19 protein-coding genes and 2 pseudogenes are annotated in these 16,238 nt (G+C 37.1%); 18 read left to right on the top strand and 3 right to left on the bottom strand.

Annotation, left to right across the window (positions count from 1 at the left end):
- Nucleotides 1–308: 308 nt before the first annotated feature.
- Entirely contained in the window at nucleotides 309–818 is a 510-nt protein-coding gene (locus H4J67_RS10885; protein ID WP_182170048.1) for a regulatory protein RecX, read from the bottom strand.
- A gap of 466 nt (nucleotides 819–1,284) precedes the next feature.
- Here H4J67_RS10885 and H4J67_RS10880 point away from each other — a divergent pair, with 466 nt between their 5' ends.
- From H4J67_RS10880 to H4J67_RS20615, 7 genes are all read left to right on the top strand, one after another.
- Nucleotides 1,285–1,431, top strand: a complete 147-nt coding sequence (locus H4J67_RS10880; RefSeq protein ID WP_182170051.1) for a hypothetical protein — start codon at nucleotides 1,285–1,287, stop codon at nucleotides 1,429–1,431.
- Between the two features lie 74 nt (nucleotides 1,432–1,505).
- Nucleotides 1,506–2,249, top strand: coding sequence for a cytochrome c (locus H4J67_RS10875; protein WP_182170054.1), 744 nt, complete (start codon nucleotides 1,506–1,508; stop codon nucleotides 2,247–2,249).
- A gap of 32 nt (nucleotides 2,250–2,281) precedes the next feature.
- Nucleotides 2,282–2,515, top strand: coding sequence for an FTR1 family protein (locus tag H4J67_RS10870; RefSeq protein WP_182170057.1), 234 nt, complete (start codon nucleotides 2,282–2,284; stop codon nucleotides 2,513–2,515).
- 23 nt (nucleotides 2,516–2,538) lie between these two features.
- Nucleotides 2,539–2,847 carry an FTR1 family protein gene (locus H4J67_RS10865; RefSeq protein ID WP_182170060.1) on the top strand — a complete coding sequence of 103 codons (309 nt, stop codon included), beginning with the start codon at nucleotides 2,539–2,541 and terminating at the stop codon, nucleotides 2,845–2,847.
- A 105-nt stretch (nucleotides 2,848–2,952) separates the two neighbouring features.
- Nucleotides 2,953–3,135, top strand: coding sequence for a hypothetical protein (locus tag H4J67_RS10860; RefSeq protein WP_182170063.1), 183 nt, complete (start codon nucleotides 2,953–2,955; stop codon nucleotides 3,133–3,135).
- Between the two features lie 244 nt (nucleotides 3,136–3,379).
- Entirely contained in the window at nucleotides 3,380–4,159 is a 780-nt protein-coding gene (locus H4J67_RS10855) for an NAD(P)/FAD-dependent oxidoreductase (RefSeq protein ID WP_259368571.1), read from the top strand.
- A 9-nt stretch (nucleotides 4,160–4,168) separates the two neighbouring features.
- Nucleotides 4,169–4,432, top strand: coding sequence for a hypothetical protein (locus tag H4J67_RS20615; RefSeq protein ID WP_259368570.1), 264 nt, complete (start codon nucleotides 4,169–4,171; stop codon nucleotides 4,430–4,432).
- 182 nt (nucleotides 4,433–4,614) lie between these two features.
- Here H4J67_RS20615 and H4J67_RS10850 read toward each other — a convergent pair whose 3' ends face one another.
- Nucleotides 4,615–5,481, bottom strand: a complete 867-nt coding sequence (locus H4J67_RS10850; protein ID WP_182170066.1) for a LysR family transcriptional regulator — start codon at nucleotides 5,479–5,481, stop codon at nucleotides 4,615–4,617.
- A 181-nt stretch (nucleotides 5,482–5,662) separates the two neighbouring features.
- Here H4J67_RS10850 and H4J67_RS10845 point away from each other — a divergent pair.
- The 8 genes and pseudogenes from H4J67_RS10845 to H4J67_RS10820 all read left to right on the top strand — a co-directional run bounded on the left by H4J67_RS10845 (nucleotide 5,663) and on the right by H4J67_RS10820 (nucleotide 11,909).
- Nucleotides 5,663–5,983: pseudogene (locus H4J67_RS10845) on the top strand (DMT family transporter).
- A gap of 210 nt (nucleotides 5,984–6,193) precedes the next feature.
- Nucleotides 6,194–7,324: an S-(hydroxymethyl)glutathione dehydrogenase/class III alcohol dehydrogenase gene (locus H4J67_RS10840; RefSeq protein ID WP_220463176.1), complete on the top strand. Its 1,131-nt coding sequence runs from the start codon at nucleotides 6,194–6,196 to the stop codon at nucleotides 7,322–7,324.
- Between the two features lie 107 nt (nucleotides 7,325–7,431).
- On the top strand, nucleotides 7,432–8,283 hold the full coding sequence (gene fghA / locus H4J67_RS10835) for an S-formylglutathione hydrolase (protein ID WP_220471637.1): 852 nt from the start codon (nucleotides 7,432–7,434) through the stop codon (nucleotides 8,281–8,283).
- Nucleotides 8,284–8,556: 273 nt separating this feature from the next.
- Nucleotides 8,557–9,411 (top strand): hypothetical protein, encoded by an 855-nt coding sequence (locus H4J67_RS20610; protein ID WP_259368569.1) that lies wholly within the window; start codon nucleotides 8,557–8,559, stop codon nucleotides 9,409–9,411.
- 85 nt (nucleotides 9,412–9,496) lie between these two features.
- Nucleotides 9,497–9,760, top strand: coding sequence for a hypothetical protein (locus H4J67_RS20605; RefSeq protein WP_259368568.1), 264 nt, complete (start codon nucleotides 9,497–9,499; stop codon nucleotides 9,758–9,760).
- Nucleotides 9,739–9,894 (top strand): hypothetical protein, encoded by a 156-nt coding sequence (locus H4J67_RS20600; protein WP_259368567.1) that lies wholly within the window; start codon nucleotides 9,739–9,741, stop codon nucleotides 9,892–9,894. The genes H4J67_RS20605 and H4J67_RS20600 overlap by 22 nt, the downstream gene beginning before the upstream one ends.
- Nucleotides 9,895–9,896: 2 nt before the next feature.
- The gene (locus H4J67_RS10825; RefSeq protein WP_259368566.1) at nucleotides 9,897–10,274 is read left to right on the top strand and encodes a hypothetical protein; all 378 of its coding nucleotides are present in this window, start codon (nucleotides 9,897–9,899) and stop codon (nucleotides 10,272–10,274) included.
- A gap of 309 nt (nucleotides 10,275–10,583) precedes the next feature.
- Entirely contained in the window at nucleotides 10,584–11,909 is a 1,326-nt protein-coding gene (locus tag H4J67_RS10820; RefSeq protein ID WP_182203708.1) for a diguanylate cyclase domain-containing protein, read from the top strand.
- Between the two features lie 96 nt (nucleotides 11,910–12,005).
- Here the strand turns inward: H4J67_RS10820 and H4J67_RS10815 are convergent, their stop codons facing one another.
- Nucleotides 12,006–13,586 carry an MCP four helix bundle domain-containing protein gene (locus H4J67_RS10815; protein WP_182203701.1) on the bottom strand — a complete coding sequence of 527 codons (1,581 nt, stop codon included), beginning with the start codon at nucleotides 13,584–13,586 and terminating at the stop codon, nucleotides 12,006–12,008.
- Nucleotides 13,587–14,124: 538 nt separating this feature from the next.
- Here H4J67_RS10815 and H4J67_RS20595 point away from each other — a divergent pair.
- From H4J67_RS20595 to H4J67_RS10805, 3 genes and pseudogenes are all read left to right on the top strand, one after another.
- Nucleotides 14,125–14,307 (top strand): annotated as a pseudogene (locus H4J67_RS20595) (hypothetical protein); the annotation flags it as partial.
- Nucleotides 14,305–14,667 carry a PilZ domain-containing protein gene (locus tag H4J67_RS10810; RefSeq protein ID WP_259368573.1) on the top strand — a complete coding sequence of 121 codons (363 nt, stop codon included), beginning with the start codon at nucleotides 14,305–14,307 and terminating at the stop codon, nucleotides 14,665–14,667. The pseudogene H4J67_RS20595 and the gene H4J67_RS10810, both read left to right, overlap by 3 nt.
- A gap of 256 nt (nucleotides 14,668–14,923) precedes the next feature.
- Nucleotides 14,924–16,162, top strand: a complete 1,239-nt coding sequence (locus tag H4J67_RS10805; protein WP_182170075.1) for a response regulator — start codon at nucleotides 14,924–14,926, stop codon at nucleotides 16,160–16,162.
- The last annotated feature ends 76 nt before the right edge of the window (nucleotides 16,163–16,238 follow it).

Genomic DNA, 16,238 nt, shown 5'->3' with positions numbered 1-16,238 from the left:
TAAAACATAAAACATAAAACATAAAACATAAAACATCAAAAACGCTCGCTTCCTTACATATTAAAAGTGATATCGTTATTAGATAAAGAAAAGAACACGAAAATTTACTTCTTCGAATCAACCAAGTCATCTCCGTGTTGAAAAAACAGTCAGTTTAAAAAAGTATTTGATGATTATTAACAATAAAGCTGGCGAAGATATAATCTTTTATTAGCGCACTATTCTTGTGGTGTAAGCTATGTACATAGCACAGGGTCTTAAGTTTATTTTATTGTTTGTTATAAAATAAAGCTTTAATGACAAACGACCTATTCTTCTTGTTCAGGGTCATAAGTAATTGCTTTATTGGCAATTGTATATGAAAATCCCTTGGTTGCTGTTAAATGACGTAACGCTTTTTGTTTTAATTTTATATCGGTAATAGGTTCTTCACCAAATTTTCTTATTTTTAGTGCCAATGCTTTATTAAAATAGTCATCTTCTGAGGTTTCAAGTTCATTAATACACTCATTAATGGTTGTTGATTGAAAACCCTTAGCATAAAGTTTCTCTTTTATTTTATTTGGGCCTATTTTACTTTCGGCCAGACTAAGCGTTAGTCTTTTGGCATAGCGGGCATCATCTATAATTTCATGTTCAATTAAATAATCTAAGGCAGTTTGATTATATTGAGTATCATCTTTGAATAATAAATTCGCTTTTTGCAATAAAGATTTTGCCGAGTAATCACCGTATCTCTCGATCATCCACATCATGTACGATTGAACACGTTTGTAAGAAATTTCTTGGGGTTTGGTGCTTTTTTTAGTTTTGTACATACGGCCACTTTTGTTAAAGAACGTATAACCGTTCAGCGTTGGTGTAAATATTCCAAATATGGATGTTTTATGTAACGACTAGGTGAGTAAATTGGCCAAGCTATTTTAGCTAAAGCCTACTAGAACCTCATCATAGTAACGCCTGACCTGCTTTAGGGTCAAACTTTACTGTTATCTCTTTGAGGAAATTATTGGCTATAAAGGAGAAAGCTCATCAGTTGACAAACTATTTTTGGACTTTAGGTAGAGCGAACAGATAATTTAAGGGGACATACGTTAACCGTTAGAACTTAAACCGAGACCATAGTAGGTTAAATTTCTAACTATTTAACACTATCCCCATTCCATGCAGTATAATGAGAATCATTCTCAATTGCGTTATAGGTTATTTATGACTTATTATTTTCTCGTTATTTTCAAAAATTAATGACTTTTTCAATGCGCTCATTTAAGCGCAAATTTATTTATGTTTTTTTTTGTCATTGGTTATCTTATCTCAACGCAAACATCGGCAAGCAGCGATACAGGAGGATTACGTCAACTTTTACAACTCACTGAATATATTAGTGTTGATTATGCTTCTGCCATTAGTAATAGCAAAATCATTGATTAAGGTGAGTGTCAATAAGTAATTGATTTTTAAGTGATATCGTTGAAAGAGTGGTAAGGGAGCCGGGAGAACAAGCCATGATTACGCTATCGAAATCACTTCTCTGTGTGGTACAAGCGAAAAAAACACTTGTCGAAATACAAGCGCTGACCAGTGAATTAAAAAACGTGCTGATAAAAAACTCTCCACAGTTATCGTTACCAACATCTTTACTTTCGGTATCTAGAGTTAAGCAATTATTTCAAAATAATTGTGCCAGTTGTCATGGTGTAAGGGGTAAAGGAGACGGGGAGCTTGCAAGGCAACTAAGTCCACAGCTTACAAATTTTAACGAAAGAACACGTGCTTTAGACCGTTCTATTCTGGGATTATATAATGTGGTAACCGGCGGTCTTGACGGCACTGCTATGCCTTCATTTAATAACTTAACGGCGAAACGACGTTGGTCGTTAGCATTTTATACAGGTAGTTTAGCTTTTGTTTTTGATGAAAAACGACAAGAAAATAATGCGCTTGATCACTCGCTCGCCGACCTTGTTCAGTATAGTCCTAACGAATTGTATAGGGCGAAAACTGACTTGAAAAAGGGTTTTGTTGAGCAGCTTAGAGCTAACCCTGAGGAACTGTTTTCTGCAACTAAGGCGCCATTAACAGTCGCGTGTGATCAACTTAAAAAAGCACTTGCCGCTTACAAAAATAGTGACGTTATACTTTCCCAACAATTTGCGGTGAGTGCCTACTTAGATGGGTTTGAGCTTGTTGAAAATAATCTCGACGCTTATGATAGTTCGTTACGTAAAATGATTGATTTAACTTACTAGGCTTGCGCAATGAAATTAACAACAAGGAAAGCTTGGGTGACGTTGCTGTATCTATTTCTGCAGTTTTGCTACAAATAGAACAAGCTGAATTTTTACTCAATGACTCAGCGATATCAGACACAGCTTTGTTTAGCGCCAGTTTTATTATTTTGTTACGAGAGGGCTTAGAGGCGCTATTGGTTGTGCTGGTACTTTTACCATACTGGTTCGGTCCAATAAAAAAGAAGCCATTATATATCTTCATTTTGGCTGGGCAGCAGCGTTAATTGCGGGTGGGTAAACTTGGTTAGTGGCACAAAAATTAGTAACCATTAGCGGTGCTAGCCGTGAAACCATGGAAGGGGTTGCCGCGCTGTTAGCTGCGATTATGCTCTTTTATGTTGGTTTTTGGATGCACAGTAAAACGCAAGCCGATCAATGGCAACGTTATGTTCAACAAAATATTAATAAGAGTTTAAAATCGGGTGCCTTGTGGGGAATCTCTGGTTTAGCGTTTATTGCGGTTTATCGTGAGGTTTTTGAGACAGTAATGTTTTATCAATCATTGTTAACCCAGACGAACCCCTCACAGCAAGTTGTTCTTTTTAGTGGCTTTTAGGCGGCAGTCGCTGTGCTTGTTGTCGTGGGCTGGTTAATGATTAAATATTCTATTAAATTACCAATAGCGTGATTCTTTTCAATAACAACATATTTACTCTTAGCCTTGTCATTTATTCTCGCGGGTAAAGCGATAACAGCGTTGCAAGAAGCCGCTATTATTAGTATTACGCGCTTTCCTATAGACTTTCATTTGGCGTGGTTAGGTATTAATTCAACGTGGCAAGGCATAACAATGCAAGCTTTTATCTTGTTTTTTCCAGTGCGTTATTCTTTAAACCTTGGTTAAAAAAAGACGAGCAGAGTAAACAAAGAAATTGAGCATGGACTTGAAAAAAATTTATAGAATGTCAGCAACGAACCATGTTTAGTATGGATGATATGTGATTTTTAACTCGCCAAATGCTAACTCCATTAAGGGTAAATCAATAAAGCATCGTAGTGATTTATTGATTATACAAATGACAATAGACAGATATTTCAAGGCGCTAGAATAGCCATAAATATAAGCTAACGCTACCGAGGAGGTACTTATGAAAACCTTAACGACAGACGTTGTAATTATTGGTGCAGGCCCCGTTGGTTGGCTTCAAGTATTTGAGCTTGGTTTACAAGGATTAAAATCGGTTGTTATTGACAGCTTACCAGAAGTTGGTGGTCAATGCAGTGAACTCTATCCAGATAAACCTATCTATGATATTCCTGCTTTGCCTAACGCTAAGGCAAGCCAAGTTATAGAAAATCTCTGTGAGCAGGCGGCTCCCTTTAAGCCAACTTTTTTATTGGGCGAGCGGGTCGAAGACATTAATAAATTGTCGGATGTTTCTTTTTCAGTTACCACACACAAGAATACGCTCATTCACTGTCGGGCGGTGATCATTGCTGCTGATAATGGTGCCTTCTCACCCGTTAAATTAAAACTACCATTAATTGATCAGTTTGAAGATAAACAACTGTTCTACCGAATCAATAATATAGAACACTTTAAAGATAAAAATGTCGTTGTGCTAGGCGGTGGAGATGCCGCACTAGATTGGAGTTTGAGCCTACAAAAAACGGCTAATAGTGTGGTGCTTATTCATCGTAGTACAAAGTTTAAAGCCGCTACAAGTAGCGTTAATGAAATGTACGTCTTGTGCGAAGACCTAAAAATGCAGTTTTTATGTGGTCAAGTGAGCGACTTTCAACAAGAAGATAATAAGCTAACTGGCCTGACAGTAAGTTCAAAAGATGGCATCAAACGTAGAGTAGAGCTTGATGAACTTGTTATATTTTTTGGTATGTCCCCCAAAATTGGCCCGATAGCAAATTAGCAACTTGCCATGCACCAACATCAGATAAAAGTAGATACACAATCTTTTCAAACCTCAGTGCCGGGTATCTATGCCGTTGGTGATATTAATTATTACCCGGGTAAACGAAAGTTGATTTTAAGTGGCTTCCACGAAACGGCCTTAGCGGCCTTTTCGATTGCGGAAACTGTGTTAGAAAAAGACCGTATTCCAACGTTATACACCACAACAAGTCCAGTAGTACATCAACGAATGGGCGTTACACATTCACTCGAAAGCCTGTTAGATGATTAACGGATAAAACAGGCGGGTGATTATTACTACTTACCTTTTGTTGTTGTCTCTTTATCTGCGCTATCGGACTGTAGAGGCTTAGCTGGAGAGTCTGAAAATAATAGCGGCAAACCTAACCGCTACTATTTTATGCTATGAGTTTATCTTTTCAGCCTGGTTCGATAATTTAATAAAGCTGAAGATTAAAGTAGCTGTTCAGCTAAGTAATCAACCAGCAGTCTTATTTTAGGCGATAAATGGCGATTTTGAGGGTAAATTGCCCATATTCCCTCATCAGGCGCACGGTAATTATCTAATAGGCTCACCAGTTCACCACTTTCTATGCGCTGTTGAACATAATAATCGGGTAACTGAACTATCCCTAAGCCCTTTAGTGCTGCATCCATCAGGCTGTAGCCATTGTTGTATCTTAATCTACCGGTTACGCGGATACTTTTTTCTCGATCAGACTCTCTAAAATGCCAGTAGTCTAGTGTGCCCAACAAACAACTATGTTGACTAAGCTCTGAGATTGAATGGGGGACACCCTGTTTTTCTAAGTATTGTGGTGATGCACAAAGGTAGTTTGTTCTTTTGCCAAGTTTTTTTGCCATCATGGTCGAGTCACTTAACTTACCAAGGCGAATTGCTAGGTCATAGCCTTCTTCAACAATGTCTATTTGGCGATTACTTAAATAAGCTGACACTTCAACATCGCTATATTGTTTTATGAAGTTATTCACTAGCGGTAATATTTGTTTTTCACCATAGGCAACAGGCGCTGTTAACTTAATTTTGCCTTGAGGTTTTGACTGTAAATTTGTGATAGCCCGTTCAGCAGCATCGAGACCATCGAGAACACTGCGACAATGCTGATAAAAAACACGGCCTTCTTCTGTTAATGATACTTTGCGAGTTGTTCGATAAAATAACTTAATATTAAGGCGTTTCTCTAACGCACTTATTTGTCGACTCACCTGTGCAGTAGATATCGCCATTTTTTTTGAGGCGAGGGTAAAACTTTCATTTTCCGCAACGTAAACAAATTCGCTGATGCCATCCCATTGCATGATTGTTACCTATATGTACAAGTGAGTTTACAAGTTAGCATATTATCATTTATATAGAGATAATTATATTAACCGCCAACAAGACAAGATAAGACATTATTGGTGGCCACAAAAGTAGCTTATTGAAAATTACTTTAGACCTTTGGCATTGATAGTTCGTATAACATTATAGGAAATAAAGATGAGTTGGTTATTCCTTTTTTTAGGTGTCGCTGCTGAGGCTATGTCTTATGTAGCATTAAAAGAGACTGATGGTTTTAGTAAACCTCTGCCAAGTGCTTTAGTTTTACTTGGACATTTAGCCGCATTCGTTTTTTTAGGTCAAGCAATGAAAGGCATGCCAGTTGGTATCGTTCATGCGCTATGGGCTTGCCATTATAACCGTGACTTTATTGTCTGCTTTGATCTACCGTCAGCATCTTGATTCAACAACATGGCTTGGTATGGGGTTAGTGCTGTTGGTATTGCTATGATAAATCTTGCCCAAGGACACAGTCATTAAGATGAATAATGTAGAGCAAAACTGTTAACAAAAGATGCTTTAACTTTTTGGTAACTATGTCCTTTAGATTATTACCAAGGGGTAAAAGTTAATTACATATTAGGCGTATTATCATCTTTAAATAAGTTGAGTAAACTAATGTTAATGTAACAAATTCGACTAGATGCTAATCCCATCAAAATATCTATTAATTGAAAAGTGAGAATAACGATGTCAGATAAATTTATAAAATCGAAAGCGGCTATTGCTTGGGGCCCTAATCAGCCACTATCTATCGAAGAAGTCGATGTCATGCTACCTCGCAAAGGAGAGGTGTTAGTTAAGGTTATTGCCTCTGGTGTTTGTCATACCGATGCCTTTACCTTATCTGGAGATGATCCAGAAGGTATTTTTCCCGTTATTTTAGGTCACGAAGGTGGAGGTATTGTTGAACAAATAGGTGAAGGCGTAACCAGTGTTAAGGTAGGCGATCACGTTATTCCATTATACACACCAGAGTGTGGTGAATGTAAATTCTGTTTATCAGGTAAAACCAACCTTTGCCAAAAAATTCGTGAGACACAAGGCAAGGGCTTGATGCCAGATGGCACGACCCGCTTTTACAAAGATGGTCAGCCTATTTTTCACTATATGGGCTGTTCAACTTTTTCTGAATACACAGTCTTGCCAGAAATTTCATTAGCGAAAGTTAATAAAGAAGCACCATTAGAAGAGGTTTGTTTACTAGGGTGTGGTGTTACCACAGGCATGGGCGCAGTCATGAATACGGCAAAAGTTGAAGAGGGCGCAACTGTTGCTATTTTTGGTCTTGGCGGTATTGGATTGTCTGCAGTGATTGGCGCGACCATGGCGAAAGCCAGTCGAATTATTGCTATCGATATTAACGAAAGTAAATTCGAACTTGCGAAAAAATTGGGTGCTACTGATTTTATTAACCCTAAAGATTACGACAAGCCTATCCAAGATGTGATTGTCGAAATGACCGATGGTGGTGTTGACTACTCTTTTGAATGTATTGGTAACGTTAACCTAATGCGCTCTGCCTTAGAGTGTTGTCATAAAGGATGGGGAGAATCAGTGATCATTGGTGTTGCAGGTGCCGGACAAGAAATATCAACCCGTCCATTTCAACTGGTAACTGGGCGAGTATGGCGTGGTTCTGCATTTGGCGGTGTTAAAGGTCGTACTGAGTTACCAGATTATGTTGAACGTTATTTAGCTGGTGAATTTAAATTGAGCGATTTTATTACTCATACCATGGGTCTTGAAGATATTAATGAAGCGTTTGAGTTAATGCACAAAGGAGAAAGTATTCGCAGTGTTATTCATTTTGATAAATAGGCGATATCAATAACCAGCATCTTCTTTGAAAGATAGTCATTCATATTAATAGTATGGCGCTCCCCTTTATCGCAGTAATTAGCAGGGGAGCGTCTTGAGGTTATCCTATGACAATTGATCCTTTAATTGAAAGTATCAGTGTAAATAAAATTTTTGGTGGCTGGCACAAGCAATACAGCCACCATTCTAAAACCGTAAACGCTAACATGCGTTTTGCCATTTTTTTGCCCCCACAGGCTAATAATGGCAAAAAAGTGCCTGTGCTTTACTGGCTTTCAGGTCTAACCTGTACCGATGAAAACTTTATGCAAAAAGCCGGCGCACTGCGAATAGCTGCTGAATTAGGTATTGCTATTGTTTCTCCTGATACGAGTCCAAGAGGTGAAGAGGTAGCTGATAATGATAGTTATGATTTGGGGCAGGGCGCAGGATTTTATCTTAATGCCAGCCAAGCACCTTGGAGCCGTCACTATCAAATGTATGATTACGTGGTTAAAGAACTGCCAGCAATTATTGAAGCCACATTTCCAGTGTCAGATAAGCGCGCTATTAGTGGACATTCCATGGGTGGACACGGGGCACTGACTATTGGTTTGTTAAATGCTGAACGTTATCGTTCAATGTCAGCCTTTAGTCCGATATGTAACCCGATTAAGGTGCCTTGGGGCAAAAAAGCTTTCAGCGCTTACTTGGGGAAAGACCAAGCAAGTTGGTACCAGCATGATGCCAGTGAATTAATGCGTATAGCAAAACAGTTTATTCCTGCCAAAGTTGATCAAGGTGGTGCAGATGATTTTTTGAAAGAGCAATTAAAACCAGAAACGCTAGAGGCTGCAGCAAAAATAAATGGTTACCCATTAGAGTTAACCATTCATGAAGGCTATGATCACAGTTACTATTTCATTTCTTCATTTATTGAAGCGCATTTGCGTTTTCATGCCAAGCACTTAGATAGATAAGTATTAAGGGAAAATGCCCTAAGGGGCAAGCTGTTTATTACACTTAATCAGGCCAAAATAATGTTATTATTGTTAGGACAAGTACCTCTTAAATATATTATCCAACATTAGCCAAGCTGATATCCAAGCTGATATTTAGCAATTCAATATTCTCATTTATTTTGCTGATTAAGCATAGGTTTATCCGTTATCCTCCTGGACGACTCTCAAAGGGGTAATAATTCAAAACACAGACGTTAGCCTAACACTCGTTAAAAAAGTCGTGGTATTCAGTTGCCGAAGCATAGGCAAATAAATGAGCTATCTGTTATCATCAATATCTTAAATATTATCAAACGAAAAAAGGCTGATACCTTGTATCGGTTTATTATCGCCATAGCTTTTGTTTTCACAGGCGTTACTTATAATGCCTATGCAGATGACATAAAAGTTGAATTTAGTGGTTTTGCTTCTTTAGCACTCAGTTATAGTGACGATCCTGATATTGCTTTTAGTCCTAATTATTTGAATATTGATGATACAGGCTGGTCAGCTACCCGTGACTCAATTTTAGGTGGGCAAGCCAACATAACCTTAGCTAAAAACTGGGATTCTGTTGTGCAATCTTTCCTAGAAGATCAGGCGAATACAGACTTTGAAAACTACCTCGATTTAGCTTTTTTGCGTTACCGTCCTTCGCGTCATTGGGCTATTCGTGTGGGCAGATTAAACAGTGATCTTTATTTGCTTTCGGAGTACCCGCACGTGGGATACGCCTATTTGTCGGTACGTGCGCCACATGAGTATTGCTCTTTTGCAAGTACAGTGGGAAATTTCGATGGTGTAGATATTGAATACAGCCAATCAATTAATGATGGATTTTTACGGTTAAAATTGGCTGCGGGTAACACGACTGCGAAATTAAAAGCGAGTGGTAAAGACTTTTTTATTGATTTTGACCATTTAATGACTTTTAGCGCAACCTACATATTTGATGCCTTGACCATGCGATTTTCTCTATCACAAGCCGATGTCGGGGACTATAAGTTCGAGGCATTAAATGAGTTTATTGATTTATTAAACTCTGTGCCAGCTCCTGTGTTGCCTAAGCAGCGTCGGTATCAGCAAGTTTTGACACAAAAACCATAGTATTGAATATGCTGCTTTAGGATTAACCTACGATAATGATAATTGGTTAATTCAATCTGAAATAGGTATCTCAGAGTCTCCTTGGTTGGTTGCTTCATCAAATATTAATGGCTATGTGAGTGTTGGTTATCGTTTAGATAAAGTGACGCTTTTTTCCAGTGTTTCTATTTCAAAGAACCGCCATAAGATAACCAAAGTTACTGCGCCCCAATTTCCTCCGGGTACGCCAATACAAGTAACCTTTCCATTACAACAGTTAGCATTGGCTTCAAAAGAGGCTGATGACCGATTAGTGGTGCATCAACATTCAATTAATGTTGGTGTAAAATGGCAGGCGTTAACAATTTGATCGTTAAAGCGCAAATTGATCACTTTGATATTCAACCTTTTAGTGGCGGGTTATGGGGGATAAGTGGTCCGGAAAATGTTGAAAAAGAGCATAGAATCAACGTGTTTACTGTTAGTGCGAACATGGTATTTTAACGATGAAAAGCCCCCTGTTATTAATGATTGGCTTGGTCCTTTTCAACCTTGATGCTGTGAGTACAGAGTTTGTTGTTGTGGTGAATAAAGACAATACGATTGACTCATTATCTAAGCGCGAAGTGATTGACATTTATATGTGCTGTTATTTAACTTTTCCTGACGGTGAAATGGCACAGCCACTAGATTTACCCTCTGAATCGCTATTGAAGAATGACTTTTATATGCAATTAGTGAATAAAAGTGAGCAAAAACTAAATGCTTACTGGGCAAGGTTACTGTTCTGTGGGCGAGCTAAACCGCCGATTGCCGCCATTTCAATTGAAGATGCTTTGAACAAGTTATACAGGTCACCATATTCAATTGGTTATATACCTTAAGACCAGCTCACTGATGCTGTAAAAGTGGTTATCGATTTAATGAAAATTAGTCAAAATCTTTATGTCAGAGTTCCATTGGCTATTGCTATTGTTGCTGTGCTAGTGGAGTAGGTTTCTTCAACGTTATCCTATTATGCTGGCCTCCAAGAAAAGAAAGATACTAACTATTTGCTTGTTAAACAATTAGCTCAAACGATGGCAAAAACTGCGACGATATCTGCCTATTTAAATAATCGCGAGCTCGGACAGGAAATTATTAGCGGCTTGTTGAGTAATGATTTGGTTCAAGGGGCTAGACTCTAATGCGAAATGAGCATTTCAAGTGGTGTTCTTAACAATCCACAAGATGGCATAGTTATCCAGTTAATCCATCCTTTTATCGATGATACCCTTGTTGGTACACTTACGCTTTATCCAAACAATAATTATATTCAGAAACAAGTAGAGAACTCACTTAAAAAAGAAGTGGCATTGATACTAATACAATCCATCATTATTACTTTTTTTGTCTCTCTGATCGTGCACAGATGGCTAACTAGGCCAATTCAAAAGTTAACCGATAGTTTTACTACCATCAACCCTAGTATACCGAAAACAATGCAGATGTTGTTGGTGAAGCAAGTTGCCAAAAATGAAATTGGTAAATTAACAAAGGGCATAAACTCTTTGATGCATGAGTTACACCTTACTATTAGTAATGAACGATCATTGTGTGAAAAAACTCAAGAGTTAGAGCGTAAATTCAGGCTTGTCTTTGAACAAGCGAGTGCTGGAATTTGTTTGCTCGATGAAAAAAACACCATTACCACCTTTAACCCGGCTTTTTTACAATACTTCAGTGTTGCAGGACAGACAGACTTAGCCTCTTTACACTTCCCAACCTTATTAAATAATGTCGACAAACTAGAAGAGTTGTTATTGAGTATTCGCGCCGATAAGAATCGGCCACAAGTCACCCTAGATATAGAATGCCGTATTGGCAATAAATCGCTGTGGCTGCACTGTTTATTTGCAAAATTAAACGAGCAGCGCAGCAATAAACGCAGTAGTGAGCAAGGTAATTTAGTTGAAGTGATCATACATGATGTTACTGAACGAGCAGAACGGGAATTTCAAACACGTTTTGAAGCGGATCATGACCCTTTAACCCATCTACTTAATCGACGCTCCGGCGACAAAAAATTAGATAATGCCTTACTTTATTGTTTAGAAAACCAAAAAAGTTTAGTGCTGATGATGATTGATTTAGACAAATTTAAACCCGTTAACGGCACTTATGGCCATGAAGCCGGCGATAAGGTCTTAGTAGCAACAGCAAAACGTCTTAAAGCACATTTTAACTTGGCAACAGACCTCTGTATTCGATGGGGAGGGGATGAATTTATTGCTGCCCGTCAATTGACGACATTTGATCAAGAGTTAATGCTTGAACAAGCCAATAAGATTCTTGTTGATATAGCGCAGCCCATTTATATTTCAAATGACACGCACTGCCAAGTAGGCGCAAGTATTGGTATTGTTGCCCCTAAAGACGGTAAGGTACTCCATAAACTGATGGTTAAGGCAGACGACATGATGTACCAAGTTAAGGCATCAGGACGAGGTCAAGTAGCATTCTATCAAAAACCATCATAAGCGTGCCATTGATAGTCTTATGCTGCCTAAGTGGTTTTAGATAGAGAAAAATTATTGGATTATTTTAAACGTGTTTAAGATAGCCAGCAAATACGGTTAATCGTTATCATTAATTTTTATTATCTTTTGGGGAGATACCAAGGGTAACTCTAAGGTAAAACAGGTGTTTTTTCCTAACGTACTGACCACGCTAATTTTACCATCGAGTAAATTGACGACAATATTAAAGATGATGTTCAGGCCTAGACCTGAACCCCCTTCACCAAGCTTAGTGGTAAAAAAAGGTTCAAAAATTTTGTCAATAAACGCTTTTGGTATGCCTTTACCATTATCTTCTATTTTGATAATGACAATTGAATCATTTAGATAAGCTGATATAGCGATAATGCCAGAGTTTGTACTTTCAAAGCCATGAATAATGGCGTTATTAAATAAATTAGTCATCACTTGCCCTAAAGGACCTGGAAAACTGTCCATCTCTATATTTTTATCGATTACGCAGTCGAAGGTTATCCCGAGGCGTTTTATTTTATGATGATGTATACGAATCACTTCGTCTGTGACATCAGATAAGAAAAATATACGTCTTGCCTCACTCGTTTGGTCAACAGCCACTTGCTTAAAACTCTGAATGAGGACAACAGCTCGGTCTAAAGAATTCAGTAATATATCTAAGCATTCATTAACTTCTTTTTCGTAATGTTCCAAGTCAGAACGCTTGACCTTTTTTTCTTTAAAAAGAATTGAAAAATTTTGAAAGTTATCTTTGATTGTACTGCCTATCGTGACAGCTATGCCTAATGGCGTATTAATTTCATGAGAAACCCCTGCAACTAATGAACCTAAAGAGGTCAGTTTCTCTGTTTGGATAAGCTTGTTGTGTGCATGAAATAATGACTCAAGCATAGTATTAAATGACTCAGCTAATTCGCTAATTTCGTCTTTACCTTCAATGTCGAGTTGAAGGAGAAGATCACCTGAATGAGTAAGACTTGCTATATGGCATTGTATTTTAAGGAGTGGCTCTAATATTGTGCTGATCAATAGCCAACCAATAAATAGGCCAATGGCAATAATAATAACAGTAACCAAAATAATAAGAGAACGTGTTGTTTGATGATGTTGATGATTACTGTTGTAAAGGGCTTGAGCTCCATCAATATTTGTTTCTAACATACCCGCCATATTATGTTGCATGTCATTAAAAAGTAAACCATATTCTTCATTGGCTAGTCTATCTGCAGCGATATCTTGGTTGCTTTTACTTAGAGTGATAATTTGCTCAGTTAACAACTCAAACGTTGTTAATTGAGTTTTGAATTTATAGAATAATTTTGTTTCTTCGCCACTGTCTAATGTTTGTTCAAATTTAGTCAGTGAAGCATGGAAGTTGACGGATGCATTACTGATTTTTTGCTCAGTGTCTCTCATCGACTTATCGTCAGGAGAAATAATATGACTTTTTATTAGTACAAACTGTTGATATAAATATTGCCGAGCGTCGGTAAGATTAATAAAACTGACAAAATAATTGTCATAAATATCTTGACCGTTTTTGTTAATGGTGTCCGTTGAATTTATTGCAATAAGGGAGATGATTAAAGGCAGTATAATAAAGACACTAATAGAGATAGGAATTTTTTGTGAAATTTTCATGTTGCGAAACAGTTCAATCATCAATAAGACTCTTTATAAAATTTTACACGTTTCATGGTTTAGCTAATAAAAATACTAATAAATATTAACTAATTAGCTTATTAAGAACCGATGGTGGTGTATTCCTTACTTTCCAACAATAGCTTAATATGAAGGTTAAAAACATCAGTAAATAATCTTTTGCTAATAGTTTAAAAGCTACTAGCGATTACATTAAGCTATGAAGCCTACTTTTAACGTGTTGCTGCGCTTAAATGCGTTAAAACCTTGCAGCCAATTATATTTTTATTAACACTTTTTCGCTTAGTGCCTGATAAACATCGATAGTATGAAAATTGATGATATATTTAATTTTAACACCTTTATTAACCTACAATGAATGAGTTGATAAGTTAACTTATCAATTTAAGCCTATGCAGGGTATGGCTTACTAGGAGAACTTTCAATGATTCGAGATGATGTAACAAAGTCATTATCAATGCTAACCCCTGGCTCTGCCATTATTGTCAAAGTCTCAATTTCGCCCAGTAAAAAAATAAAATTTTAAAGTGTTTTTGTTGGTTTTTTACCCAAACAATTTATGTTGATACAGCTACCCGATTTAAATCGTCATGTCGAGCTTACTGGCAATATTAATCAAGGGGCAGCGTGCACCGTTAGAATTATCGTAGAAAAGCATGAAGGCGCGGTTGTTGCTTTTGTTACCAGTATAGAGCGCACGATAACTGTTCCAGCAAAAATGATTGTCTTGAACATTCTGCAACAGGTGGCCGTTCGACCGCTACGAAAAGAAACACGAATTGATACGCAATTAAATATTGAAGCTTTGGTCAATAATTCGTTATTAAAAGGCATTATGGTTAATCTTTCATTAGAAGGCTGTTTATTAAGTGCCAAGAAGGAAGAAAATGTTGTTATCACCAAAGACGATACCATTACCTTCGCTATTACTGACAGGGCCTTAAGTGACATCACATCAATAAAAGGTATTGTTTGTAATATTAAGTCATCGCTGACGATTTATTATTTTGGCGTTAAATTTGAAGATGAATCTTATGATGTTATTAAAAATTTGCTGATAAAAGTGATGTTTTCAAATTAACCCGTACACTTTAGCCATTGATCACACTTTTGCTGCTCTTTTATCCTTGATGTAGCTTATTAATATATAGATATATTAATCTAATTGATCAGATGAAATGTATCCAAAGCATGCCCAACAGTGTTAGATTATATTGACATGAGCAGGGAAATTTACAAACTCAATTATACTTTGATAAAGACGAGAGGCCAATATTGCTAAGCAAGCTTTACACTCTTACAAGGTTAGCATTAGATAGTTGAGTCAAGGAGTTATAGTGCAGCATCATAATATTATTTTATACACGACCGATCGTGAAGATAGCGAGCTGTTAATTAAGGTGTTGATTGAACATTTTGATAAAGTACTTGTTGTTACTGTTTTGCGAGATCTTGATAAACAGCTTAAAGATGGGACGCCTAAAATAATTTTAATCGATACCATTACTCTTCAACGATCTTTAATGATCTATTACAGCTCGCTTAAATCAGTTTTAGTAGAGCAAACGTGCGAACACTTTATTGTTTCTGTTGTTTCTGCGGGGGAAGAAAACGAAGCTTATGAAGCTTATGATAACGATATTATTGATGATTATATAATTACCAATCCGCTTTATGAGAAAAAGCGTGCTATTGTTGTTTGTTCTAATTTACTAACTAAGCTTGGCATTGGTCTCAAAAAAAATGCTGCCTTAGACTATATTTATAATAAAGAGTCATATGCAAAAGAAATTAGAGAAACGGTATTGCATGGCTTAGAGTTGAAAGAAAAACTTAGATTGTCTTTTGAAGAGAGTATTACCGACGTTGAACACTCTATTAGTAAAGCAACAGAACAAATTAAACTCAAACACCATGTTAATATTAATTTTGATGTGGTTAAGAATATTTTAGCGTCGATACGTTCAAACGAAATTCGACCTAGACTGGTGGAACTGCAAAGTAAAGCATTAGACTTGCTCAGTGGATTAATCAGTGACGTGGAAAATATAGCACAAGAAACTAATGAAGCGGCTCAATCAGATAAAAGTGGGCAAGTACATCCGCCAACTTCTTTTAACAAGCTTTATAATGCAAGTAACGCCGATGCAGTAAAAGAATTAGATAAGGTACAAGAGGATAATAAATCAGCCGCTATTAATATTCTATTGGTTGAAGATGATCCCATTAGCATACATTTAACCAATCTACTGTTGAACAATTACAAACTCAACGTTCGAACCGTCAGTAGCGGGAGAACTGCCTTAATCTGCCTTAATAATATACGTTTTGATATCGTTTTACTCGACGTGAGTCTGCCCGATACCAATGGTTTATATATTTTAGGACAAATGAAACAGGGCAACGGAAAAAATGTTGATACGCCACTTATTATGTTAACCGGTAATAAGAATAAGCAAATAGTAAAAAAAGCGATTGAACTAGGTGCTAAAGGTTATCTCATTAAACCTTTAACGCAAGGCGTTGTTGCTAAGTTATTTAAGGAAAATAACATTCCTTTAATTGAAAAGAAATAAACAACCACCACCACCTTCAGCTAATTGATCGTGCAGTGGGTAAGTGGCCGACGATTTCATCAATTAATACGCTAAA

The sequence above is a fragment of the Colwellia sp. BRX10-4 genome, assembly GCF_014077465.1.
Taxonomy (GTDB): Bacteria; Pseudomonadota; Gammaproteobacteria; order Enterobacterales; family Alteromonadaceae; genus Colwellia_A.
The sequence above is the reverse complement of the archived record's forward strand: the minus strand, read 5'-3'. Positions and strand labels throughout refer to the sequence as shown.